This is a genomic window from Bradyrhizobium sp. CIR18, from assembly GCF_014198295.1.
In the GTDB taxonomy this organism is placed as follows: Bacteria; Pseudomonadota; Alphaproteobacteria; order Rhizobiales; family Xanthobacteraceae; genus Bradyrhizobium.
In genome coordinates, this window is sequence record NZ_JACIHF010000002.1 from 288,359 (window position 1) to 312,479 (window position 24,121).

General features: G+C 65.1%; 22 protein-coding genes, 1 other RNA gene and 2 pseudogenes. 15 read left to right on the forward strand and 10 right to left on the reverse strand.

Annotation, left to right across the window (positions count from 1 at the left end):
* The first annotated feature begins 138 nt into the window (after nucleotides 1–138).
* The 3 genes from GGD65_RS09865 to GGD65_RS09875 all read left to right on the forward strand — a co-directional run bounded on the left by GGD65_RS09865 (nucleotide 139) and on the right by GGD65_RS09875 (nucleotide 5,505).
* Entirely contained in the window at nucleotides 139–3,750 is a 3,612-nt protein-coding gene (locus GGD65_RS09865; RefSeq protein ID WP_183235154.1) for an AsmA-like C-terminal region-containing protein, read from the forward strand.
* A 359-nt stretch (nucleotides 3,751–4,109) separates the two neighbouring features.
* On the forward strand, nucleotides 4,110–5,228 hold the full coding sequence (locus GGD65_RS09870) for a DUF2336 domain-containing protein (protein WP_018319694.1): 1,119 nt from the start codon (nucleotides 4,110–4,112) through the stop codon (nucleotides 5,226–5,228).
* A 34-nt stretch (nucleotides 5,229–5,262) separates the two neighbouring features.
* Nucleotides 5,263–5,505, forward strand: a complete 243-nt coding sequence (locus tag GGD65_RS09875; RefSeq protein WP_183235155.1) for a hypothetical protein — start codon at nucleotides 5,263–5,265, stop codon at nucleotides 5,503–5,505.
* A 154-nt stretch (nucleotides 5,506–5,659) separates the two neighbouring features.
* Here the strand turns inward: GGD65_RS09875 and GGD65_RS09880 are convergent, their stop codons facing one another.
* A complete protein-coding gene (locus GGD65_RS09880) occupies nucleotides 5,660–6,157 on the reverse strand; it encodes a GNAT family N-acetyltransferase (RefSeq protein WP_183235156.1) in 498 nt (165 codons plus the stop codon).
* A 167-nt stretch (nucleotides 6,158–6,324) separates the two neighbouring features.
* Entirely contained in the window at nucleotides 6,325–7,428 is a 1,104-nt protein-coding gene (gene cax / locus GGD65_RS09885) for a calcium/proton exchanger (protein ID WP_018319697.1), read from the reverse strand.
* 296 nt (nucleotides 7,429–7,724) lie between these two features.
* Here cax and GGD65_RS09890 point away from each other — a divergent pair, with 296 nt between their 5' ends.
* The gene (locus GGD65_RS09890) at nucleotides 7,725–7,988 is read left to right on the forward strand and encodes a hypothetical protein (protein WP_092253962.1); all 264 of its coding nucleotides are present in this window, start codon (nucleotides 7,725–7,727) and stop codon (nucleotides 7,986–7,988) included.
* A 159-nt stretch (nucleotides 7,989–8,147) separates the two neighbouring features.
* The gene (locus GGD65_RS09895; RefSeq protein ID WP_091961499.1) at nucleotides 8,148–8,909 is read left to right on the forward strand and encodes an outer membrane protein; all 762 of its coding nucleotides are present in this window, start codon (nucleotides 8,148–8,150) and stop codon (nucleotides 8,907–8,909) included.
* A 107-nt stretch (nucleotides 8,910–9,016) separates the two neighbouring features.
* On the opposite strand, the gene GGD65_RS09900 is transcribed toward GGD65_RS09895, so the two are convergent.
* The 8 genes from GGD65_RS09900 to ssrA all read right to left on the reverse strand — a co-directional run bounded on the left by GGD65_RS09900 (nucleotide 9,017) and on the right by ssrA (nucleotide 15,455).
* Complete coding sequence (locus tag GGD65_RS09900) at nucleotides 9,017–9,466, reverse strand: hypothetical protein (protein ID WP_183235157.1); 450 nt, start codon at nucleotides 9,464–9,466, stop codon at nucleotides 9,017–9,019.
* Between the two features lie 419 nt (nucleotides 9,467–9,885).
* Complete coding sequence (locus GGD65_RS09905; protein WP_183235158.1) at nucleotides 9,886–11,757, reverse strand: ferrous iron transporter B; 1,872 nt, start codon at nucleotides 11,755–11,757, stop codon at nucleotides 9,886–9,888.
* A 37-nt stretch (nucleotides 11,758–11,794) separates the two neighbouring features.
* On the reverse strand, nucleotides 11,795–12,070 hold the full coding sequence (locus GGD65_RS09910; RefSeq protein WP_018319701.1) for a FeoA family protein: 276 nt from the start codon (nucleotides 12,068–12,070) through the stop codon (nucleotides 11,795–11,797).
* Between the two features lie 114 nt (nucleotides 12,071–12,184).
* Nucleotides 12,185–12,436, reverse strand: coding sequence for a ribbon-helix-helix domain-containing protein (locus GGD65_RS09915; RefSeq protein WP_018319702.1), 252 nt, complete (start codon nucleotides 12,434–12,436; stop codon nucleotides 12,185–12,187).
* Entirely contained in the window at nucleotides 12,433–12,636 is a 204-nt protein-coding gene (locus tag GGD65_RS09920; protein ID WP_018319703.1) for a DUF4169 family protein, read from the reverse strand. Before GGD65_RS09920 ends, GGD65_RS09915 begins: the two co-directional genes overlap by 4 nt.
* Nucleotides 12,637–12,917: 281 nt before the next feature.
* Entirely contained in the window at nucleotides 12,918–14,366 is a 1,449-nt protein-coding gene (fumC, locus tag GGD65_RS09925; RefSeq protein ID WP_183235492.1) for a class II fumarate hydratase, read from the reverse strand.
* An 89-nt stretch (nucleotides 14,367–14,455) separates the two neighbouring features.
* A complete protein-coding gene (locus GGD65_RS09930) occupies nucleotides 14,456–14,974 on the reverse strand; it encodes an SspB family protein (protein ID WP_018319705.1) in 519 nt (172 codons plus the stop codon).
* 115 nt (nucleotides 14,975–15,089) lie between these two features.
* Nucleotides 15,090–15,455: a transfer-messenger RNA gene (gene ssrA, locus GGD65_RS09935) on the reverse strand.
* 133 nt (nucleotides 15,456–15,588) lie between these two features.
* On the opposite strand from ssrA, the pseudogene GGD65_RS09940 reads away from it, so the two are divergent.
* The 10 genes and pseudogenes from GGD65_RS09940 to hflC form a co-directional block, all read left to right on the forward strand.
* Nucleotides 15,589–15,898, forward strand: a pseudogene (locus GGD65_RS09940) (chromate transporter); the annotation flags it as partial.
* Nucleotides 15,895–16,426 (forward strand): annotated as a pseudogene (locus GGD65_RS09945) (chromate transporter). The pseudogenes GGD65_RS09940 and GGD65_RS09945, both read left to right, overlap by 4 nt.
* 95 nt (nucleotides 16,427–16,521) lie before the next feature.
* Complete coding sequence (locus GGD65_RS09950; RefSeq protein WP_092253349.1) at nucleotides 16,522–17,283, forward strand: tripartite tricarboxylate transporter TctB family protein; 762 nt, start codon at nucleotides 16,522–16,524, stop codon at nucleotides 17,281–17,283.
* A gap of 7 nt (nucleotides 17,284–17,290) precedes the next feature.
* On the forward strand, nucleotides 17,291–18,805 hold the full coding sequence (locus GGD65_RS09955) for a tripartite tricarboxylate transporter permease (RefSeq protein WP_026202241.1): 1,515 nt from the start codon (nucleotides 17,291–17,293) through the stop codon (nucleotides 18,803–18,805).
* A 179-nt stretch (nucleotides 18,806–18,984) separates the two neighbouring features.
* Nucleotides 18,985–19,965 (forward strand): tripartite tricarboxylate transporter substrate binding protein BugD, encoded by a 981-nt coding sequence (locus tag GGD65_RS09960; RefSeq protein WP_183235159.1) that lies wholly within the window; start codon nucleotides 18,985–18,987, stop codon nucleotides 19,963–19,965.
* A gap of 171 nt (nucleotides 19,966–20,136) precedes the next feature.
* On the forward strand, nucleotides 20,137–20,931 hold the full coding sequence (locus GGD65_RS09965; protein ID WP_018319711.1) for a thymidylate synthase: 795 nt from the start codon (nucleotides 20,137–20,139) through the stop codon (nucleotides 20,929–20,931).
* A gap of 5 nt (nucleotides 20,932–20,936) precedes the next feature.
* Nucleotides 20,937–21,422: a GNAT family N-acetyltransferase gene (locus GGD65_RS09970; protein WP_183235160.1), complete on the forward strand. Its 486-nt coding sequence runs from the start codon at nucleotides 20,937–20,939 to the stop codon at nucleotides 21,420–21,422.
* Nucleotides 21,422–21,934 (forward strand): dihydrofolate reductase, encoded by a 513-nt coding sequence (locus tag GGD65_RS09975; protein WP_183235493.1) that lies wholly within the window; start codon nucleotides 21,422–21,424, stop codon nucleotides 21,932–21,934. The genes GGD65_RS09970 and GGD65_RS09975 overlap by 1 nt, the downstream gene beginning before the upstream one ends.
* 153 nt (nucleotides 21,935–22,087) lie before the next feature.
* Nucleotides 22,088–23,224: an FtsH protease activity modulator HflK gene (gene hflK, locus GGD65_RS09980; RefSeq protein WP_018319714.1), complete on the forward strand. Its 1,137-nt coding sequence runs from the start codon at nucleotides 22,088–22,090 to the stop codon at nucleotides 23,222–23,224.
* On the forward strand, nucleotides 23,221–24,117 hold the full coding sequence (gene hflC, locus GGD65_RS09985; protein WP_018319715.1) for a protease modulator HflC: 897 nt from the start codon (nucleotides 23,221–23,223) through the stop codon (nucleotides 24,115–24,117). The genes hflK and hflC overlap by 4 nt, the downstream gene beginning before the upstream one ends.
* The last annotated feature ends 4 nt before the right edge of the window (nucleotides 24,118–24,121 follow it).

Consider the following 24,121-nt stretch of genomic DNA (forward strand, 5'->3'; position numbering starts at 1 on the left):
GTCTGGCATTAACCTCCGCGCGCAACAGTCGCTGTGACTTCGCCACACTTCCCCCTATATAAGGGGCTGTTCCGGCGCGCCTGAAGTCCACTAAGGCCAGGGTTTGGTCCGGATGCCGGTTTGGCCGAGGGGAGACCCGTGCAGACGACGCTGCTCGGATTGGCGATTGCCTTCATTATTGCGCTGCTGGCAGCGCTGATCGGGCCTTACTACGTCGACTGGAACCAGTTCAGGCCCCAGTTCGAGGCGGAGGCTGGCAAGATCATCGGCGTGCCGGTGCGGGTCGCGGGCGAGCTCGAGGCGCGTCTGTTGCCGGCGCCGACGCTGCGGCTGCGCCAGGTCACCTTCGGCGGCAACAACGATCTCGGCCGCCTGCGCGCCGACAAGCTCGATGTCGAGTTCAGCCTGGGCTCATTGATGCGCGGCGAATGGCGCGCCACCGAGCTTTCGGTGGGCGGCATGGCGGTCGATCTTGGTCTCGATGCCCGGGGGCGGGTCGATTTGCCCTCCACCGCGAGCGGCACCTTCAATCTGGCCTCGCTTGCCATCGAGCGGGTCAATCTCACCGGCCGCATTGCGCTCCACGATGCCGCCAGCCGCTCGACGCTGGAGCTGAACGACATCGCCTTCTCCGGCGACGTCCGCTCACTCGCGGGCTCGGTGCGCGGCGACGGCAGGTTCACCGCCGCCGGGGTGCGCTATCCGTTCCGCGTCTCCTCCGGCCCGAGTGCCGACGGCAGCGCCACCCGTCTCCATCTCAACATCGATCCCGGCGAGCGCGCCATCCTCGCCGATCTCGAGGGCGTGCTCGTCTTCGACAACCGCCTGCCGAAATTCGACGGTGCGCTGACGCTGGCCGTGCCGGCGGTCAAGAAGGGGGGGGAGGCGGGTCCAACGCCGTGGAAGCTCACGACCAAGCTTAGGGCGGATCCAGCCGGCGCGAAGTTCGAGCAGATCGACGCGAGCTTCGGCGCTGAAGACAATGCGCTGAAGCTCGGCGGCGTCGGCGACCTCAAATTCGGCGCCTCGCCGCTGCTGCGCGCGGTGCTGTCGGCGCGCCAGGTCGATGCCGACAGGCTCGCGGGCAAGGATGATGCCGAGCCGCTCCGCATCCTGCCGGCGCTGCGCGCGGGGCTGGCTGCCATTCCGCAGGCTCCGATCCCGGCGCAGATCGAGTTCAATTCCGACCAGATCATGCTCGGCGGCCGCCCGCTGCAGAACATCGCGGCCGAGCTTCAGACCGATGGACGATCCTGGACCTTCCAGCGGCTCGAGCTGCGCGCGCCCGGCATGACGCAGCTCTCGCTCAACGGCGCAGCTCCCGGCGCCGACAGTTTCAGCGGTCGTCTCAGTGTCGAATCCTCCGATCCTGACGCGCTGGTGGCCTGGTTGCAGGGCCGCAGCGAGGTCAACCGCCGCAGCACGCGGCCGCTGCGCCTTGCCGGCGACGTGACCATCGCCGCCAACCATCTCGCCATCGACAGGCTGAAGGCCGATATCGAAGGCGGCGCCGTCACGGGCCGCATCGCCTTCGTGCAAACAGGCGCGAGCAAGGGCTCGCGGATCGACGCCGAGCTCAAGGCCGACCGGCTCGATCTCGACGCCGCCGCGAGCTTTGTGCGCGCGCTTGCGGGGCCGCAGGGCGAATGGCCGGAAGAGGCAAAGCTCTCGCTCGATATCGGCCGCGCCATCTCCGCCGGCCAGGAGCTGCGGCCGTTCGCGGCAAAGCTCGGTTACGGCCCGGCATCGCTGTCGCTGGAGCAGCTGCGCTTCGGCCAGGCCAGCGGCGTGACCACCGAGGCGAGCGGCAGCTTCGACCGCACCAAGGCCACCGGCAAGCTCGCGCTGAAGTCCTCGGCCAATGCGCTGCGCGAGCTCACCGCGTTGATCGAGCCGTTTGCGCCTGCGGTCCGCGCCCGTTTCGATGCCATCCCCTCATTACCAGGCGCGACCCGCCTCAAGCTCGATCTCAGCCTCGACAGGAATGCCGAGCATGCCGATCGCAGCAATGCCCGCGCCGTGCTCGACCTCGACGCGCCGCAGCTCAAGGCCAGTGCGACGCTGACTGCGCAGACGCCGGTGGCGGCGGTCAACGGCATCGATATCGACAAATTGCGCAACAGCGACTTCACGCTGGACTCGAAGATATCGACGCCGCAGGCCGGCGCGCTGCTGGCGCTGCTCGGGCTCGATCGCGTGGTGGCCGCAGGCGAGGGCGCGTCGCAATTCGAAGGCAAGCTGACCGGTGCATGGCGGCGGCCGTTGCAATTGAACGCCAAGCTCAGCGGCGGCGGGCTCGACGCCGATGCGCAGGGCAGCGTCGAATTGTCGGAGCCGAAAGCCAGCGTGAACCTGCGCGTGCGCAACGCCAATCTGGCGCCAATGTTCGGGACCAGCCCGGCCGGCAAATCGATGCAGGCCGTCAGCCTGTCCTCCCGCCTCACGCTCTCCGGCAACCGCCTGACCTTCGACGATCTCGATGGCAATGCAGCGGGCTCGCATTTGCGCGGTCATCTGGCGGTGACGCTCGATCAGGAAAGGAGCGTCGACGGCGAAGTCGGCCTCGATACGCTCGATCTGGCGCCCGCGCTGGCGATGGCCATCGGCGCCGCCGGGCATGAGTCCGGCGAGCCGCTGAGCGCGGGGTTGTTGGGCGGCTGGCGCGGCCGCATCGCTTTCCAGGCGTTGCGCGGGATGTTGCCCGGCGGCATCGAGCTGCGCCCGTTCGGCGGCACGCTGCGAAGCGACGGCCAGTCGCTCGCACTCGATGCATTGAAGGGCGGTCTCAGTGGCGGCGAGATGTCGGCGAGCTTCGACGCACGCAACGGCGCGAATGGTCTTGCGCTGAACGCGCGCATCGATCTCAGCAATGTCGATGCGGCGACGCTGCGCTACCGCGATCTCGCGCTGCCGAAGGGGCGCGCCTCGGTGCAGATGGCGCTGACCAGTCAGGGCCGCAGCGTCGCGGCGCTCACCGGTGCGCTCGCCGGCAACGGCACGGTGACGCTGGACTCCGCGGAAATCGGCGGCCTCAATCCGCGCGCCTTCGAGATCGCGATCCGCGCCAGCGACGGCGGCCAGGTCGCCGACGACAACCGCCTGCGGCAGCTGGTCGAGCCCGCGCTTGCCGCCGCACCGATCGCGGTGGCCTCGGCGCAGATCCCGTTCACGATCCGCGACGGACGCTTGCGCGTCGGCGCCACCCCGCTGGAAGCGAAGAACGCCCGCGCCATCGTCTCCGGTGGCTACGACATTCCCGCCGACCAGGCCGACATCCGCGCCAGCCTGACGCCGATCATGACCGGCCTCTCCGGCGCCCCGCCGGAGATCCAGCTGTTTGCGGCGGGCCCTCCCGACAAGCTCAATCGCACGATCGACCTTGCGCCGCTGTCGTCCTGGCTTGCGGTGCGCACGATCGATCGCGAGACGCGCCGGTTAGACGCCATCGAGCGCGGCGAGCCGCCGCCGGCGACCGCGGCGCTGCCGACGCTGGTGTCTCCGGATCCAGCGCCCGAGCAGGCGCCGGTTAACGTGCCGCTGCCGGGCCAGGATCCGCGCCGCGCGCCGTCAAAGCCGAAAGCCGCGCCGCTGCCGAAGGCTCCGCAGGCCGCTCCCGCAGCGCCAAGCCCGCCGCTTGCCCAACAGCTTGCGCCGCTGCCGCCGGCCATCGACGTGAAGCCCGCTCCGGGTCCGCCGCCCGCCAAGCCCAAGCCGAAGCCGCCGCTGGTGCTGACGCCGCAGAATCCGTAAGGGTGCCCTTGTTTAGGGAGATGAATCCGCGGGCTCGGTGCGACCTCTCCCGCTTGCGGGGGAGGTCGGCACTAAGCCCCGGGTGGGGGCTCTCTCCACATTGGGAGTCTCTCCGTTGAGACAACCTCTCCCCAACCCTCTCCCGCAAGCGGGAGAGGGAGCGCACCTTCCGAGCCGCCTTGTCCGCCGGTAAACCCATTCCCTCGCATTTGAATGAATTTTGCCCGGCAAAACTGATTTGCCGATTTTACCGAATTCTCGCGTTTGATCTCTAGCGTCAGTTCCCAGGGAATCCGGTGTCCCGCCACGAGCGGCGGGGCGGCGCGCCAAAAGAACTGCCAAGAATTGGGGTTATCGAGATGAACGGGGCGAAAACGCTTCTACAGGATCTGGACGACGCGATCGCGCGCGGCACTGACGAGAGCCGGGCCAAGGCGTTGTGGCATGCGACCGACATTCTGATCACCGGCCGCTACAGCGACGACGAGATCAGCATGTTCGGCGAGGTCATCGGGCGGCTCGCCGACGAGATCGAGGTCGCCGCGCGGGCGCAGCTCTCGGAGCTGATGTCGGCGTGCGATCACGCGCCGCTCAACGTCATCGAAAAGCTGGCGCTCGACGACGAGATCGAGGTCGCAGGTCCCGTGCTGCGCGACTCCACTCGTCTCGACGAGAAGATGCTGGTCGAGAGTGCCATGACCAAGGGCCAGTCGCATCTGCTCGCAATCGCCCAGCGCAAATCGATCGGCGAGGCCGTCACCGACGTGCTGGTCAAGCGCGGCGATCAGGAGGTCGTGACGTCGGTGGCCAGGAACGAGGGCGCGCGCTTCTCCGGTTCGGGCCTGTTGCACATGGTCCGGCGCGCCGAAGGCGATTCGATCCTCGCCGAGCAGCTTGGCCTGCGCAAGGACGTGCCGCGCCACATCTTCCAGCAGCTGATCTCGAAGGCGTCGGAAGACGTTCGCCGCCGCCTCGAGACCGAGCGGCCGGAAATGATGGCGCAGATCCAGAGCTCGGTGACCGAGGTCACCGGCGATCTCCAGTCCAAGTTCGGCCCGTCCTCGCGCAGCTATTTCGTCGCCAAGCGCGTGGTGACGACGCAGCATCGCCAGGGCAACCTCAACCAGGATTCGATCTCGAACTATGCGCGCCAGCACCGCTTCGACGAGGTGCAGATCGGCCTGTCGCTGCTGTCGGCGCTGCCGGTCGACGTGATCGAGCGCGCGATGATGGACCGTAACCGTGAGATGATTCTGGTGCTGTGCAAGGCGCTCGACTTCTCCTGGGACACGACCATGTCGCTGCTGTTCCTCGGCGCCAAGGATCATCTGATCACGGCGCGCGAGCTGCACGAAAACGAGCGCGATTTCGGCCGGCTCAAGATCGAGACCTCGCGTAGCGTCTTGAAGTTCTACCAGTCGCGCAAGACCGCGGATTCCACCGCGGGCGGCCGTCAGCCCGAGCTTCAGGTCCACTGAGCATCGTCCCGGAATTCGAAGGGGAGTATTTGCAATGTTGCCTCAATTCGGCACCGCGGTTCGCAAGAAGAGCCTCAACAGCGCCGTCACCGCCGATCTCGGCGGCGGAGCACCCGACAAGGCGTCGGTGGACGCGGCTTGGCTCGTGCTGGAAGCCGCCAATGACCTCGGCGATCACGCCGCGATCGACGCCTGCCGCCGCGTCATCGACGCCGAGCTGAACGGCACGGTGGCCGGAAGCTCCGACATCGATCTCGTGCTGGGGTATTTCAGGTAGGATCCGCGAGGCCTCGCGGCGACGTCATCATGCATAAACAACAAGCTAAAGCGCGATGACGCTCCATCCGGATCGCATCGCGCCTTAAGGGGCTGGGCGGCTCAACCTCTTGCGTGGTGGTTACGTCGTCACCGCGCAGGAGGACCCGCGGCTCTCATCGACGGATGCGGTAGATCACCACGTCCTCACCGTGACGGTTCGTACTCCGCTCGAGCAGGTAATTCGATTTCTCCAGCACACGGCGCGATGCGCCGTTTGCGACATAGACGATGCCGATGAGAGACGGCAGCTCGAGCTGTGACAGCCCGATCCGAGTGAGCACAGCCGCGATCTCGCTGGCAAATCCCCGGCCCCAGACGCCGCGCACGAACGCATAGGCGATCTCGATCTCGTCGACGTCATCCACCAGGATGTGCCGGATGCCCGCCCGTCCGGCAAAGGCGCCGTCTTTCGTGCGCAGGGTCCACAGGCCGAAGCCGTATTGATCCCAATGCGCCACGTTGGCGACGAGATATTTCTCCGTTGCCTCCGCCGAGCGCACGCCGCCGAGATAGCGCGACGCTTCAGGATCCAGATGGAGCGCGACGAGGTCGGCGAGGTGACTTTCGTTCAGCCGCTCGGCGTTCAGGTTGTCGGTACTGAAGCGATTCATGGAAGCAGAGTGTCGCCCGGAGCTGGTCGCGATCTGGATGTTATCGAGGCCGATGATGCCATCGTGCCGCTGTTTTGCCCGACAGGTCAACCGGCGCGCGGCGCTTTAGGTCGTTGTTCAAGCATGATCTTTTCGGAAAACCGCTGCGCACTTTTCCGGATCATGCTTTAGACCGGGCCGTGCGAGCCGGGCGGGACCATGTAGAGCGTCATCGCGAAGATCGCGTAGATGCAGAGCAGGAGCGCGCCGACGAACCAGGCGGAGCGTCCGCCATTGGTGACGAAGCTCGTCACCACGGCGGCGATCATGACCATGGTTACCGCGCCCGGCCAGAATTGAAGATCCATGGGCTGCGGCCCGACAACGTAGCTCAGCAGCACGAGAACGGGTGCGACGAACAAGGCGATCTGGCTGGCGCTTCCGAGCGCGATGCTCACGCTCATGTCGAGCCGGTTGCGGCGTGCCGCGGAAAACGCCACGGCCATCTCGGCCGCGGCCCCGACCAGGGCAACGACGATGAACCCGACGAATGCCGGGGTCATGCCGAGCGTTTCGGCGGCCTTCTGCACCGACGCGACGAAGATTTCGCTCACGAGCGCAACCAGCACGGTGACGATCCCCAGTGTCGGAACGGCGATTGCAATCGGCAGTATCGGGCCGCCAGCCTCGCCATGGTCGCTGCTTGCAAACAGCTCCTTGTGCGTTTTCAGCGAGAACAGCAGGCCGAGACCATAGGCCGCGATCAGCAGGACCGCCAGGGCGGTGCTCAAGCGCTGCACCGTCGCCTCGTGTCCGGGAAAGTCGAGATCGGCCACGGCCGAGGGTGACAACAGGGCAATCGTGGCCATCAGCAGCAGCGCGGAATGGAGCCTGCCACCCGCCCGGTTGTATTCCTGCACGCGATGCCTCAATCCGCCCAGAAACAGCGATGCGCCCAGCATGAACAGCGAGTTGGTCACGATCGCACCCGCGATCGAGGCTTTGACCAGCATGTATTGACCGGCCTGCAACGCTGTGACCGCGATGATGAGCTCCGTGAGATTGCCAAGCGTGGCGTTCAACAGCCCGCCGACCGCATCGCCTGTCTTCTCGGCCACGGCCTCCGTCGCGTGGCTGAGCAGGCTCGCGAGCGGCACGATGGCGATCACGGCCAGCACGAACAGCAGCGTATGCGCGTCCGGCATGAGATGCTCGAGCACGATCACGACAGGCACGACAATCAGCAGCCACAGCAGCGGGCTGTGCCGGATTTCCCTGAGGAGCGCATTCATGGTCCGTCCTTCGCGGTCAGACCTCGACGCTGCCGCCGGAGAGGGGCCCGGTGTTGATCTAGCTCAACGGCTTGCGCGCCCTCGAACCGGCGCCTCAATAGCAGGGCGGCTGATATCCGCACGCCCGGCGATAGCCATAGGCGCCAAAGGCGGCGGCTCCCGCCGCTGCTGCGCTGCATCTGGCCTTCCTCGCTGGCGAATTCGACAAGCCATTCGAGTTGATCTGCATCAAGCGCTGCGATCACGGCCAAACCACAACAACAACCGGGCTGGTTGGCGAGGTGTTGGTGTGAGCGATGATTCCGACTTGGTACGTCACCTTTGAAGTTCGAAAACGGGGGCTACTTTTGAGACAGCGGAGTCCGCGTGAGACGAAGACTTTCGCGACCGAGCATGAAGCCAAGCTGTTCGCGCGTGCCAGGCTCGACGAGGGGCTTGCAGTCTTTGCAGGCACGATCAACCCCCACCTTCCCAGGCGACTTATCCCATCCTCCGGCATCCACGCCTGGCTTGCCGACGAACAAGACAGCACCTCCCGCTCCGAGATGGATGGCGAGTAAGCACGTTGTCGTGCACAGACGTGGCGCTTGGGTGTTGCCATTTTGGTACGGGCCAAAGCCTCCCTCGCGCGTAACCTTCGAGACGTTCGCAATATGCACGCCAGCCTGCATAAGGCTCAATTTTTGAACGGCAGAGGTCTAGGAAAAGGGGATTCGACGATGAAGAAGCTCTCGATAGCTGCGATCGGCTTCGCGGCGCTGAGCATGGTGGCTCCGGCCATGGCTGCCGATATGGCTGTCAAGGCAGCGCCGCCGCCGGTACCTGTGATGGCAGTCTATAACTGGACGGGATTCTACATCGGCGCCAACGGCGGCTGGGGGCAGAGCCGTGGCTGCGTGGACTTCGTGACGGCCGCAGGGACGCTCGCAAGTGGTTGCGCCGATCGCTCCGGCGGCTTGATCGGCGGACAGCTCGGGTATCGCTGGCAGACCAATCAGTTTGTGCTCGGCCTGGAAGCGCAGGGCGATTGGGCCGAGATCAAGAACACGCGTGTCAGCCTGATTGATCCGCTGGTCTCGACCACGGGCAAGACAGATGGCATCGGGCTCTTCACGGCCCAGGTAGGTTGGGCATGGAACGCCTCGCTGTTCTACCTGAAGGGCGGTGCGGCGGTGACCCGTAATCGCTTCGACATTTTCAACAACGTCACGGGCGTTGGCCTCGCCTCCGCAGGTCACACGCGCTGGGGCGGTGCTCTCGGTGTCGGCTGGGAATACGGCTTCACGCCGAACTGGTCGGTCGGTGTCGAGTACGACCATCTCTGGATGGGGCGCGACAACACCGCCTTCGCAGCCGGCGTGGTCACGCCCGGCGGGCTCGCGCTCACGGGCAGCGGCGTCACCCAGGATATCGACATGGTCACACTTCGGCTGAACTATCGCTTCGGCGGTTACGGCGCGCCGGTCACGGCTCGCTACTGATCTCAGGTCTTCCCGGTGAACTCAGGCCCCGGCATCGACCGGGGCCTTTTTCGTGGGAGATGAACAGACACGCGGCGCGTTCGAGTGCCGCACGAGCGCCATTGCGATCACCAGTCCCGGTAGCCAAACCACCCGAACTGTGGTTGCCGCGCCGCCAGAACCATCTGCGGCGTCGGGTGTCGTTTCGATCGCGTCGCAATGTGTTGCGGCCTTCGCGGCAGCTTGTGCTCGACGGATTCGCGCTGCGGCGAGTCCGCGCGCGCCATCGCGAGTGCATTGGCAACCGCGGATGTCTCCGCCCGAATGACCGGCGGCTCTGTGCGGGCGAGGGAAGGAGGCTCCGTAGTCGAAGGTGCAGATGCGACCGCCACGATCACTGGCGCGGTCATATCGAGGACCACACGCTCGGGCCATTTGCGGTCCGAGTGAATGCGTATGGTTGCCCGATCCGCGGTCGTCCTCTCGGCGACTTGCGCGCCGGGCAGACAAAAGTCGGCAACGAACAGGAGCGCGAGCAACGCCGCTCCGACCTTCCAGAAATAGGCCAATAACGGCATCCCGGTCGCTCCGTGCCCCCCACAATGGCCCAGCTTGCGACGACGTTCCGCCAGTTTCCGACTCGTTGCGCGAGGCAGCTTGATCCAGATCAAGCGCGCGAAATATCTCAACCTGGTCCTGGCGACTCTTTGAGGATGTCACTGGATCAATGCTTTGCCCGACGATGCCGCGCCTCGGTAGCAGCATGCAGCTCGACCGCTGCCGCAGCTTCGCAGCAGTCTGGTCGCGCGTCGGCAAAGCTCGTGACTTGCGAGCCAGACCTGTGCGGCATCGATGATCTTCGGGAGAATGGCATCGTGCCAGTTTTTCGCCCGACCAGGCAGCCGAGACGACTCTCGCCCGCGCGTAAGCCATTGATTTCACAACCCCTGTCTACTGTGCATGGGGTTGTTTTCGCGAATTTTGTTTGGAGGGGCTGCTAGCCCGCTCCCAGCGCCACCGCGACGTTGTAGGTCAGGAGGCTCGCGGCATAGGCCAACACCAGCATGTAGGTGAAGGTCACGGCCATCCAGGTCCAGCTTCCGGTCTCGCGCCGGATCACGGCCAGCGTCGAGGCGCATTGCGGGGCGAAGATGTACCAGGCCAGCATCGACAGCGCGGTGGCGAGCGACCATTTCGTCGCCAGCACCTGGCCGATCTGCTCGGCCGCTTCCTTGCCGCCCTCGATCGCATAGACGGTGCCGAGCGCCGCGACCGCGACCTCGCGGGCCGCCATGCCCGGGATCAGCGCCACCGCGATCTGCCAGTTGAAGCCGACCGGCGCGAGCAGCGGTTCGAGCGCCTTGCCGATCATCGCGGCCAGGCTGAAGTCGATGGCGGGCTCGGTGGCGCCCGCCGGAGGCTGCGGGAACGAGGCCAGGAACCAGATCAGCACCATCATCGAGAAGATCGTGGTGCCGGCGCGGTACAGGAACATCTTGGCGCGGGTGAAGATGCCGATCACGATCGATTTCAGCCGGGGCATCTTGTAGTCCGGCAGCTCGAGCATGAACGGCGCCGGCGCATAGTCGCGCAGCATGAAGAACTTGATCAGGAACGAGACGAGAAGCGCGCTGATGATGCCGCAGGCATAGAGGCCGAACATCACGAGGCCCTGCAGGTTGATGAAGCCCCAGACGTCCTTCGCAGGGATGAAAGCCGAGATGATCAGCGTGTAGACCGGAATACGCGCCGAGCAGGTCATCAGCGGCGCGATCAGGATCGTGGTCAGCCGGTCGCGCTTGTTGTCGATCACGCGCGTCGCCATGATGCCGGGAATGGCGCAGGCAAAGCTCGACAGCAGCGGAATGAAGGCGCGGCCGTGCAGGCCAGCGCCGCCCATGATGCGGTCCATCAGGAACGCGGCGCGCGCCATGTAGCCGAAATCTTCCAGCAGCAGGATGAACAGGAAGATGAGGATGATCTGCGGCAGGAACACGATGACGCTGCCGACGCCGGAGATCACGCCATTCTGCAGGAAGCTCTGCAACAGGCCGTCGGGCAGGGTGGCCTGCACGAGCTCCCCGAGCGCGTCGAAGCCGGACTTGAGCACGTCCATTGCCGGTTGCGCCCAGGCGAACACGGCCTGGAACATCACGAACAGGATCAGCGCGAGCACGATGAGGCCGCCGACCGGATGCAGCACGATCGCGTCGATCCGCGCGGTCCATGTGTCGGGCCTGGCAGGCAGGCTGACGCAGTCGGCGATGATGCGGTCGGCCTCGCGCTGGGTCGCGCGCAATTCGGAGACGCTGAGCGCGCGCCAGCTGTTCGCCTCGGCCTCGGCGGCGAGCTTTGCCGAGATCTCGTCGGTCAGCTTCAAGAGGTCGGCGGTGCCGCCCTTGCGCACCGCGATCGAGGTGACCACGGGCAGGCCGAGCTCCTTGGCGAGCCGCTCCGTGTCGACGGTGATGCCGCGGCGGGCCGCGATGTCGAACATGTTGAGCACGAGCAGCATCGGCCGTCCGGTGCGCTTGAGCTCGAGCAGCAGGCGGATGGTCAGCCGCAAATTGGTCGAATCGGCCACGCACAGCACGAGGTCGGGCACGGTCTCGCCGGAGGCCTTGCCGAGCACGAAGTCGCGGGTGATCTCCTCGTCCGGGCTGCGGCCGCGCAGCGAATAGGTGCCGGGCAGGTCGACCACCGAGACCTGGCGTCCCAGCGGAGTGACGAAGAAGCCTTCCTTGCGCTCGACGGTGACGCCCGGATAGTTCGCGACCTTCTGCCGGCTGCCGGTCAGGGCATTGAACAGCGAGGTCTTGCCGCTGTTCGGCGTGCCCACCAGGGCGAGATGCAGCAGGGGTAATTCCATGGAATCACTGGTCCGGGATCAGAGGTCCGGTCGCTGTCTAGGCGACGATGATGGCCATGGCCTCGCGGCGTCGGACCGCAATCGTGATGCTGTCGACCCGCACGGCGATCGGGTCGCGCCCGACCAGCCCCTCGTGCAGGACCTCGACCCGGGCGCCCTCGACGAAGCCGAGCTCGATCAGGCGGCTCTCGAGCTCGATGTCGGAGAGCGCCGAGCCCGCCTCGCGAGCGGAAAGATGCTGGATGACGCCGGTATAGCCGCGCTGGGCCAGACCCAGCGGCATGTGCGGGCGCGTGTCATTGGTGTCGGTCATGCCCTGTATTTTCAACGCAAGGCATTGAGGTCAAGCGCGCGCGCTCGCTGAAACCGCACCTTAGAGTGATTTTAAAGTGCAGATCGCGGAGCGCCGTCCAAGGCGCCCCGGCGGTTACTGGGCCGCGACCTTGTCCGGCTGGGGGGCCATGGCCCGGCTCTTGAAGTAGTCCAGGACGAACAGGCGGATCGCCGACGACAAATTGCCCTGCTGGCGGTTGTTGTCGATCTCACCGACCAGCTCGGACAACGTCATGTTGCGCAAGCCGGAGATCTCCTTCATGCCGTTCCAGAACGCCTCTTCCAGGCTGACGCTGGTCTTGTGCCCGGCGACGACGATCGACCGTTTCACGACGGGCGACTTCATGGCTGCTCCTCGCGATCGATCTGATGCTGGTCCAACTGATGCTGGTCCAGATGCGCCTTCGCCTTGTCCGCGCGCGTCTCCTGCGCCGACCGTTCCGCCTTCGTGCGGCCGAACTTCGTCCGGTTGGCGTCCGCCTGCTTCGCCGAGGCTTCCCGTTCGGCGCGCTTCCTGAAACGATTCAGGTTGATGACGTTCCCCATGCCGCGTCTCCATCATCCGATCCTTTCCAGGCAGGATGAAACACTCAGAAACAGGGTGCCGCACTGCGCCCCACAAGACTTGATCGCCATTCGCTTGTCCTCGTCAATCGGCCTCTCGGGCCATCAAACGATGAATTTCGCCCCCGTCGAGGGGCGGAAGGGCTGCGTAGCACGCCGTCCTGCCGGAACATTGACGGTAATCAAATCCCGCCCCCAAAGCCGCACATTTCTAGGGCGCCGAGCGTCCGTATCATTACGGATGGCTATCGGAATTCGGAGTTCTATCCCGGGCTGGTCATCTTCTCGGGGCGTACCAGGCGATCGAACTCGTCGGCCGAGACGAAGCCGAGCCGCAGCGCTTCCTCCTTCAGCGTGGTGCCGTTGGCATGGGCCGTCTTGGCCACCTTGGCGGCGTTGTCGTAGCCGATCTTCGGGGCGAGCGCCGTCACCAGCATCAGCGAACGCTGCATCAGCTCACTTATGCGCTTTTCGTCGGCACGGATGCCGCTCACGCAATGCTCGGTAAAGGATCGCGCGGCATCCGCCATCAGGCGGATCGAGTGCAGCATGTTGTAGGCGAGCACGGGCTTGTAGACGTTGAGCTCGAAATGGCCCTGGCTGCCGGCCACCGTGATCGCGGTGTGATTGCCGAACACCTGGCAGCACACCATGGTCATCGCCTCGCACTGGGTCGGATTGACCTTGCCCGGCATGATCGAGGAGCCCGGCTCGTTCTCCGGCAGGATCAGCTCGCCGAGCCCCGAGCGCGGGCCTGATCCCAGGAGGCGGATGTCGTTGGCGATCTTGAACAGCCCTGTCGCGACCGAGTTGATGGCGCCGTGCGCCAGCACGTAGGCGTCGTTGGAGGCCAGTGCCTCGAATTTGTTGGCGGCGCTGGTGAAGGGCAGCTTCGTGATCCCGACCACGTGCTTGGCGAAAAGCTTCGCGAAGCGCGGCTTCGAGTTGAGGCCGGTGCCGACGGCGGTGCCGCCCTGCGCCAGCGGATAGAGGTCCTTCACCGCGCTTCTGAGCCGGGCGATGCCGCTTTCGACCTGCGCGGCATAGCCGGAAAACTCCTGGCCGAGCGTCAGGGGCGTGGCATCCTGCGTATGAGTCCGGCCGATCTTGACGATTTTTGCGAACGCTTTCTCCTTCTTGCGCAGCGCGCGGAGCAGCTCATCGAGCGCAGGAATGAGGTCGGCATTGATGCGGCTTGCGGCCGCGATATGCATCGCGGTCGGGAACGAATCGTTCGACGACTGGCTCATGTTGACGTGATCGTTGGGATGCACCGGCTTCTTGGCGCCGAGCTCGCCGCCGAGCAGCTCATTGGCGCGGTTTGCGATCACCTCGTTGAGGTTCATGTTGCTCTGCGTGCCCGAGCCGGTCTGCCACACGACAAGCGGGAAATGGTCATCGAGCTTGCCCTCGATCACTTCGCGCGCGGCGCGGATGATGGCGCCCGCGCGGCGCCGGTCGAGCAGGCCGAGCTCGAGGTTGGACTGCGCGGCCGCGAGCTTGACGATGCCGAGCGCGTGCACGAGCGCGATCGGCATGCGGTCGGTGCCGATGCGGAAGTTCTGGCGCGAGCGCTCGGTCTGCGCCCCCCAATAACGATCGGAGGGGACCTCGATGGGGCCGAAACTGTCGGTCTCGATGCGGGTGGCGGGGCGGGCAGTCTTCGAGCGGTCAGTCTTCGAGCGGGCAGTTTTGGCCATGAGCACATCCATCCTGCCGCCCGAAATGCCGCGCGGCCGTTTCATGTGCTCTTCTATACAGACAGTTTGGCCGGGCGCGATGGCTCCGGCCCCAACCTAGATCATTTCTTGCGGAAACGATCGAGCCGCACGACTTCGGCGCCGCCCTGGTTCGGAGCCGCCGGCTCCTCCGTGCCTTCCGCCGTTTCAGGGGCAGGCGTCTGCACGGCGACGGCCGACGGCGCGGGAGCTGTCGGCAGCGTTTCGGGCGCGACCTCGGCGACGTCGGACGTGTCGAACTGCAGGCCGAATTTCACGGACGGATCGAGGAAGCTCTTGATGGCGCTGAACGGCACGATCAGCCGCTCCGGAATGCCGCCGAAGGACAGGCCGACCTCGAAGCGGTCCTCGAGCACGGTCAGGTCCCAGAACTGATGCTGCAGGATGATCGTCATCTCTTCCGGATATTGCGCCAGCAGCCGCGGCGACAGCTTCACGCCCTCGGCCTTCGACACGAAGGTGATGAAGAAATGGTGCTCGCCCGGCAGGCCCTGGGCCGCGGCATCGGTCAGCACCTTCCGCAGCACGCCGCGCAGCGCGTCGCGGGCCAGCACATCGTATCGGATATGATCGGTCGCCATGGTGGTCCTGTTGCATCCCCGAAGCCGGACCGTGCCGACCCGACTCGCCAAGCCGCAATAGTACCGCGCCTGACGGGTCAGCAGGAGTCCCCGCCGGGGAAGAAATCAAGAGTAAAGTGGAGGCTTCTGTTGCCAGGTGCCTCCGAACCCCGCCTAACGGAGCTTAACCCGTTAGGACTTTAAGATGGTCTTTCAAACTGCGTTACGCAGCCTGAGCAACCGGAGCAAAGTTGTCGTTGGCAACTATTGCAGTAGCCCGATAACGGCGGAACAATACCGGGAAAAAGTACGCCCTTTACGCCCTCGTCGATCCTATTTCGCCCCCGCCAAAGCCCGCTTCGGAATGACCCGTTGGTGGGCTTTGGTGGAGGCGCCGGGTACCGCCCCCGGGTCCGAATGGTTTATTGCGACGACCGTTTATTTCCATAGCCGGCGAACCGGCAGCCCCAATATAGGGCGCAAAGGGTTTGAAAAACAGGGGGTTTTGAACGTTCCCGCGCAGTTCCCTTGGGATAGGTTCCGGACGGAGGCGCGCCTGGCCTTTAGCGACGCCGCGGCCGGCGTTCTAAGCTTCTGAGATGTCCGAGGATTCCGCACCGGCCGGCCGAGCGCCAGGCCTGTTGCTGCCGCCGACGCTGATCATGACGGTGCTTGCGATCATCTACGCCCGTTATGGCGACCGCGACGTGCTGCGCCGCAGCCTCGCCGGCATCTCCTGCGCGGCGGTAGGCCTCGTGATCGCAGTAGTGGTCCGCATGATGACGCCGCTGCTGAAGCCGGACGGATCCCCTCGCATTGATCCTGATGGCCGGCGTGTTTCTCGCCATCGGCGTGCTTCGCCTGCCGCTTCCGGCGGTGCTGCTGGTCGCGATCCCCGTCAGTGTCGGCGCCACTTTTTTCCTGCGGCGGAAAGTAGCAGCATGAAGCCCGAGAATCCGATCTGGGCGCTGATCTCCACCTTTGGACTGATATCGCTGTTCGCGGTCGGCGGCGCCGCGGCGGCGGTGGCCGAGATGCACCGCATCGCGGTCGAGGTGCATCACTGGATGACCGACAAGCAGTTCACCGACGCCTATGCGATCGCGCAGCTCTCGCCAGGTCCGAACGTGCTTATCGTGACCTTAATCGGCTATGCCGTCGCCGGCATCCCCGGCGCACTGGCGGCGACGGCTGGCGATGTGCCTGCCGACGGCGCTGCTTGCCTATTATGTCAGCCGCCTCCTGAATCGGCCCAGCAAATCGCGCTGGCCCGGCTTGATCCAGGCTGCACTGGTTCCGCGTTCGATCGGATTGATGGCGGCAAGTGCCTTGATCCTGGCCCAGTCGACCGATCGCACAATTGCTGCAGTGCTTCTGACCGCAATGGTTGCGGTGATCGCCGCGGTCTCGCGCATCAATCCACTCTGGCTTCTGCTCGCCGGGGGACTGTTGGGTTTTGCTGGCATTGTGTAATGAAAATCGCTAGGCAGTGATCCGGGCGGGGGACCCAGTTCCAGCCGATTTAGAACAACAGTGCTCGTGACTTACCGGTCGCGGAGGAGACATGCATGGCCGATACGATGGGCCACACGGCGACAGCCACCCGAAATACCCAGGTGGCGCTCGGCTTCTGTCTGCTGGCGATTGCGCCGCAGATTTTCGAATTCATCTGGTCGATAGGGACGATTTTCGGTTGGGGCGCGGGACGCGGCCCGGCCACGGTCGTGATCAGCCACGCCACCGCGTTGCTCGCCGGCGCGCCCAGTACGTTGATGGGAGCGGCCACCGGTGACACCAAGAAGGCGTCGTCCGAGGTGCTGCTGGCGCTGATCTATTCCTATCCGATCTTCGTGGTCGCGATCGTCACGCTGTTCATGACCATCAGGTCGGCGCAGGACTATGTCGGCGGGGTCATCCTGATGGCGCTGGCCCTGTTTGCGCTGTGGGCCTCGAGCGATCTGCAGGGGATGCGCGGCTTCTCCTTCGGCGCCGGCACCGCGCCGCGGATGTTCGGCGGACTGCTGGTCGCCTTGTCCGCCGGCATCGCCCTGACCGGACTTCTGACCGATGGGCCGACGATGGCCCATTACTCGTGGCGCGGGCCGCTGTTCGTGATGGCCGCGATCCTGTTCTTCGCGCTGGCGATCCGGCCGCTCGGCCTCGTGGTCACGGCCTTTGCGAGCTTCATGATCGCCGCGACGGGGTCGCATGAGACGCGCTGGCTGGAGGCCGCCATCGTCGGCGCCTGCCTGACGATCGGCTGCGCGATTCTTTTTCCCTACGTGCTCGGGCTGCCGATGCCGATGTACCCGCGTTTCATGATCCAGTGAGGGTGTGATGGATATCTTTGCCAACCTCGCTCACGGTTTTGCCGTCGCGCTGACCCCGATCAACCTGCTCATGTGCCTGATTGGCGCGCTGGTCGGCACCCTGGTCGGCGTGCTCCCGGGCATCGGCACCATCGCCACCGTCGCGATGCTGCTACCGATCACCTTCGGATTGCCGCCGGTCGGCGCGCTGATCATGCTCGCCGGCATCTATTACGGCGCCCAGTATGGTGGCTCGACCACGTCGATCCTGGTCAATATTCCAGGTGAGGCGACATCGGTCGTCACCGCTATCGACGGTCACCAGATGGCCAAGCAGGGCCGTGCCGGCCCGGCGCTGGCGATCGCGGCGATCGGCTCGTTCTTCGCCGGCTGCGTTGCGACCGTGCTGATTGCCCTGCTCGGCGCGCCGCTGACCAAGCTCGCGCTGGCGTTCGGCCCGGCCGAGTATTTCTCGCTGATGGTGCTCGGCCTGATCTTCGCGGTCGTGCTGGCCAAGGGTTCAGTGCTGAAGGCGATCGCGATGATCGTGTTCGGCCTGCTGTTGTCGATGGTCGGCTCGGACATCGAGACCGGCGCCTCGCGCATGGCCTTCAACATTCCAGAGCTCGCCGACGGCCTCGGCTTTGCGACGGTGGCGATGGGCGTGTTCGGCTTCGCCGAGATCATCCGCAATCTCGACCATGGCGCCGAGATGAACCGCGATCTCGTGCAGCAGAAGATCACCGGCCTGATGCCGACCAAGAAGGATTTGCTCGACTCGACGCCGCCGATCCTGCGCGGCACCGTGCTCGGCTCGATCCTCGGCATCCTCCCCGGCGGCGGCGCGGTCATCGCCTCCTTCGCGGCCTATACGCTCGAGAAGAAGCTCGCCAAGAACCCGTCGCGGTTCGGCCGCGGCGCGATCGAGGGCGTGGCGGCGCCGGAAAGCGCCAACAACGCTGCGGCGCAGACCTCCTTCATCCCGCTGCTCACGCTCGGCATCCCGCCGAACGCGGTGATGGCGCTGATGGTGGGCGCGATGACCATCCACGGCATCGTGCCGGGTCCGCAGGTGATGCAGAAGCAGCCCGACCTCGTCTGGGGCATGATCGCCTCGATGTGGATCGGCAATCTGATGCTGATCATCATCAACCTGCCGCTGGTCGGAATCTGGGTCCGGTTGCTTCGCGTGCCGTACCGGCTGATGTTCCCCTCGATCGTGATCTTCTGCGCGATCGGCATCTACTCGGTGAACAACGCGCCGGTCGACGTCATCCTTGCCGGCGTGTTCGGTCTCGTCGGCTACTGGCTGATCAAGCACGATTTCGAGCCGGCACCGCTGCTGCTCGGAATGGTGCTCGGACCGCTGATGGAAGAGAACCTGCGCCGTGCGCTGCTGATCTCGCGCGGCGACTGGAGCGTGTTCCTGACGCGTCCGCTGTCGGCGGTGCTGCTCGCGATCGCGGCGAGCCTGCTGCTGCTCACGGTGCTGCCTGTGTTGCGGTCGAAGCGGGACCAGGTGTTCACCGAGTCTGAGAACTAGGGCATGATCCGGAAAAGTGTCAGGCGGTTTTCCGGAAAGACCATGCTCACGTGAAAAGCCGCCTGCGTCGGCGCGCCGCATTCGGAAGTCGAATCGACTTGTGTTACGGCTTCGTGAAATGAAAATGCCGGCCTTTGGGCCGGCATTTTGCTGTGTCCAAGGGAACGACGGGGATCGACATGACCTTCATTCGCGCGCTCACGAGCGCATGCGCCGCAGCGCTCGCCTCGCTGTGCGCTTTTGTTGCGCCGGCTGAGGCGCAGACTTATCCTACGCGCAGCATCACCATGATCGTGCCGTTTGCGGCCGGCGGCCCGACCGACGTCGTCGCGCGCATCGTCACCGCGCATATCGCGCAGACACTGGGACAGAGCATCATCATCGAGAACGTGGTCGGCGCCGGCGGCACCACCGCAACCACCCGCGCCGCGCGCGCGGCCAATGACGGCTATACGCTCATCACCGGGCATATGGGCACGCATGCCGCCTCGGTGCCGCTCTATCCGAAGCTCGCCTATCATCCCGAGAAGGACTTCGAGCCGATCGCGCTGCTCGCGGGCACCCCGATCCTGATCCTCGCGCGCAAGGACTTTCCGCCGAAGGATTTGAAGGAGTTCGTGGCCTATGTGAAGGCCAACGCCGAGAAGGTGAATGCTGCCCATGCCGGCGTCGGCTCGGTCTCGCACGTTTCCTGCGAGCTCCTGCACTCGATCCTCGACATCAAGCCGGTCGGCGTGCCCTTCAACGGCACGGGACCTGCGATGAACGCGCTGGTGGCGGGGCAGGTCGACTACATGTGCGACCAGATCGTCAACGCCGTGCCGCAGATCAATGCCGGGGCCATCAAGGCCTATGCGATCGCAACGCCGGAGCGCAATCCGTCGCTGCCGAACGTGCCGACCACGGCAGAAGCGGGCCTGCCGAAATTCCAGGCCCAGGCCTGGAATGCGATGTTCGCGCCCAAGGGAACTTCGCCGGCGATTCTGGCCAGCCTGAACGCTGCGGCCAGCAAGGCGCTCGACGACGAGACCGTGAAGAAGCGCCTGCTCGAGCTCGGCAGCGTCATCCCGGGCCCTGCGGAGCGGACGCCGGAGGCGCTGGCCACCCTCGTCAAGAACGAGATCGCGAAATGGACCCCGGTGCTCAAGCCGGCAACTTAGGCAGTGCGATCAAGCCGATAGGGCAAGGGGCGGGACCTGGGTTCCGCCCCTTGTCGTTTGCGCCGGGACCACTCACTTTTCCGGGTATAATCGGAGCGGACAGCGAATCGCCGCTGTTGCAGCGCGGGGGCGGCCGCTAAGTTCGCCGCCTCCCCAAAGGCTCAGTCGCACATGCACCAGTATCAGGACCTGCTTGAGCGGATTCTTTCAGACGGCGCCGAGAAGACCGACCGGACCGGTACCGGCACGCTCTCGGTGTTCGGTCATCAGATGCGCTTCAATCTGTCGGCCGGCTTCCCGATGCTGACCACCAAGCGGCTGCCGCTGAAGGCGATCATCCACGAGCTGCTGTGGTTCCTGAAGGGCGACACCAACATCAAATATCTGCGCGACAACGGTGTCACCATCTGGGACGAATGGGCGGATGCCAATGGCGATCTCGGCCCGGTCTATGGCCATCAATGGCGCTCCTGGCCGGCGCCTGACGGCCGCAGCATCGACCAGATTGCGAACGTGGTCGACATGATCAAGCGCAATCCGGACTCGCGCCGCCTGATCGTCTCGGCGTGGAATCCAGCCGAAGTCGACAAGATGGCGCTGCCGCCGTGCCATTGCCTGTTCCAGTTCTACGTCGCAGGCGGCAAGCTGTCCTGCCAGCTCTATCAGCGCTCGGCCGACGTCTTCCTCGGCGTGCCCTTCAACATCGCCTCCTATGCGTTGCTGACCATGATGGTGGCGCAGGTCACCGGCCTGAAGCCCGGCGACTTCGTACATTCGTTCGGCGATACCCATCTCTATTCCAACCATCTGGAGCAGGCCCGGCTTCAGCTCACGCGCGCGCCGCGCGCGCTGCCGGTGATGCGGATCAATCCCGATGTGAAGGACATCTTCTCCTTCCGCTTTGAGGATTTCGAGCTCGTCGGCTACGACCCGCATCCGCACATCAAGGCGGAAGTCGCGGTTTAGCGCCGATGTCGCTCAACATTCGCCGTGTGCGCCCGGGCGAAGCCGGGCTCGTTCTCGCTTTAATCCGAGAGCTCGCCGAATACGAAAAACTCTCGCACGAGGTCGAAGCGACCGAGGCCGACATCGCCGATGCGCTGTTCGGCGAGCGACCGCAACTCTATTGCGCGATCGCCGAGTGGGACGGCGAGCCGGTCGGCTTCGCGGTCTGGTTTACAAATTTCTCCACCTTCAGTGGCCGTCATGGCATCTATCTCGAGGATCTCTACGTGCGGCCGTCGCATCGCGGCAGGGGGCTCGGCAAGGCGCTGCTGGTTTATCTGGCCAAGGAATGCGCCGATAACGGCTGGTCCCGCCTGCAATGGGCGGTGCTCGACTGGAACGCGCCGTCGATCGCGTTCTACAAATCGCTCGGCGCGGTGATGATGGACGATTGGACGCTGTGCCGCGTCACCGGGCCGGCGCTGACGCGGCTTGCCGGGAGTGCGCCGTGATGGAGATCGTCTTCGTCGTTGCGATCGCGGAGAACGGCGTCATCGGCGCGGGCAACGCGATCCCGTGGCGATTGAAATCCGACATGGCGCGCTTCAAGGCACTCACGATCGGCAAGCCCGTGATCATGGGCCGCAAGACCTTTGAATCATTGCCCCGCCGTCCGCTGCCGGGCCGCACGAACATCCTTATCACGCGCGATGCGGATTATCGCGCCAATGGTGCCATCGTCACGACGTCGGCCGCGGACGCCGACGCGGTCGCGCGCGGCGATGCCCTGCGGCGTTCGGTCACTGAGATCGCGGTGATCGGCGGCGCCGAGATCTTTCGGCAATGGCTCGATCGCGCCGATCGCCTCGAAATCACCGAAGTGCATGCGAGACCCGAAGGCGACACGTATTTCGACATCGACAAGGCGGAATGGGACGAGGTGGGACGTGTCCGCCATCCTGCCGCAGGCGAGGACAGCGCCGACTTCTCCTATGTGACATATCGTCGGCGGCCGCGCCATTAACCGCATTCGTCAATGTTTACATTGACTTTTTCGAGCCCGAGCATAGCTCGGAAGACGGGCACCGCTGCGTTGTAAGGGACTTGCCTGTCCCCTATAAAGCCGGACCGGACAAAGCGGGCGGGGGCAATTCCACCCTGCCGAGGAGAGCGTCGAATGCCGTGGAAGAATCAGGGCGGTGGCCCATGGGGCTCGGGTCCGAAGGGACCATGGGGCTCAGGCCCGCAACCGGTCGGGCCGAGGCCGCCGGATCTGGAAGACCTTCTGCGGCGCGGCCAGGACCGCCTCCAGCAGATCATGCCGGGAGGCTATTTCTCCGGCATCGGCATCACGCTGATCGTGCTGCTGATCGTCGCGTTCTGGCTGCTGTCGGGCTTCTTCCGCGTGCAGTCCGAAGAGCTCGGCGTCGTGCTCCGTTTCGGCAAGCATGTTCGCACCGTGCAGCCGGGCCTGAACTATCATCTGCCCTATCCGATCGAGACAGTGCTGCTGCCCAAAGCGCTGCGCGTCAACACCATTTCGATCGGCATGACGCTGATCGACGATCCGGCACGGCGCGGCCGCTCCATTCGTGACGTGCCGGAAGAGAGCCTGATGTTGACCGGCGACGAGAACATCGTCGACGTCGACTTCACCGTGCTCTGGCGCATCAAGCCGGACGGCGTCGGCGACTTCCTCTTCAACATCCAGAATCCCGAAGGCACCGTGAAGGCGGTCTCCGAGAGCGCGATGCGCGAGGTGATCGGCCGCTCGCAGATCCAGCCGATCCTGACCGGCGCACGCAACGTCACCGAGCAGGGCGTGCAGGAGCTGATCCAGAGGACGCTGGACAGCTATGGCGCCGGCATTCAGGTCACCCAGGTGCAGATGCAGAAGGTCGATCCGCCGGCGCAGGTGATCGACGCGTTCCGCGACGTCCAGGCGGCGCGCGCCAATCTCGAGCAGTTGCAGAACGAGGCGCAGACCTACGCCAACCAGGTGGTGCCGCAGGCGCGGGGCCGCTCGGCCAAGATCCTGCAAGACGCCGAAGGCTACAAGGAGCAGGCGGTCGCCGAGGCCAAGGGCCAGAGCGCGCGCTTCCTGAAGGTGTACGAGGAATACAAGAAGGCGCCCGACGTGACGCGTGAACGGATCTATCTGGAGACGATGGAGCGCGTGCTCGGCGGCGCCGACAAGCTGGTCTATGACGGCGGGCCCTCGGGCCAGGGCATCGTGCCCTATCTGCCGCTCGGCGAACTGACGACCAAGCGGCCGCCTACCACCGGTCCGCAGTCGAGCGGAGGCAACCGATGAGGTCCCCGGTCACAGGTTTCGTCACGCTGGTTGGGCTCCTGCTGGTCGTGATCGTCGGCTACATGTCGCTGTTCACGGTGCAGCAGACCGAGCAGACCATCGTGCTCCAGTTCGGCCGGCCCGTCGACGTCGTCACCGCACCCGGCCTGCACTTCAAGGCGCCGTGGAATTCGGTGATCAACATCGACAAGCGGATCCTCGATCTGGAGAACCCGTCGCAGGAAGCGATCGCCTCCGATCAGAAGCGGCTCGTGGTCGACGCCTTCGCGCGCTACCGCATCAAGGATGCGCTGCGCTTCTATCAGAGCGTCGGCTCGATCCAGGCTGCCAACATCCAGCTCACCACGCTGCTGAACGCGGCGCTGCGCCGCGTGCTGGGCGAGGTCTCCTTCATCAACGTGGTGCGCGACGACCGCGAGAAGCTGATGCAGCGCATCCGCGACCAGCTCGATCGCGAGGCCGATGGCTACGGCATCCAGGTCGTCGACGTCCGGATCCGCCGCGCCGATCTGCCGGAGCAGAACAGCCAGGCGGTCTATCTGCGCATGAAGACCGAGCGCGAGCGCGAGGCGGCCGAGTTCCGCGCGCAGGGCGGCCAGAAGGCCCAGGAGATCAGGTCCAAGGCCGATCGTGAGGCGACCGTCATCGTCGCCGAGGCGAATTCGCAGGCCGAGCAGACCCGGGGCGCCGGCGATGCCGAGCGCAACCGCCTGTTCGCCGAAGCTTACAGCAAGGATGCCGACTTCTTCGCCTTCTACCGGTCAATGACGGCTTACGAGAACGGGCTGCGTTCGAACGACACCCGCTTTCTGCTGCGGCCGGACTCGGATTTCTTCCGGTACTTCAGTAACCCGTCCGGCAAGACGGCGACCGAGACGCCGGCGAAGCCGTAAGCTA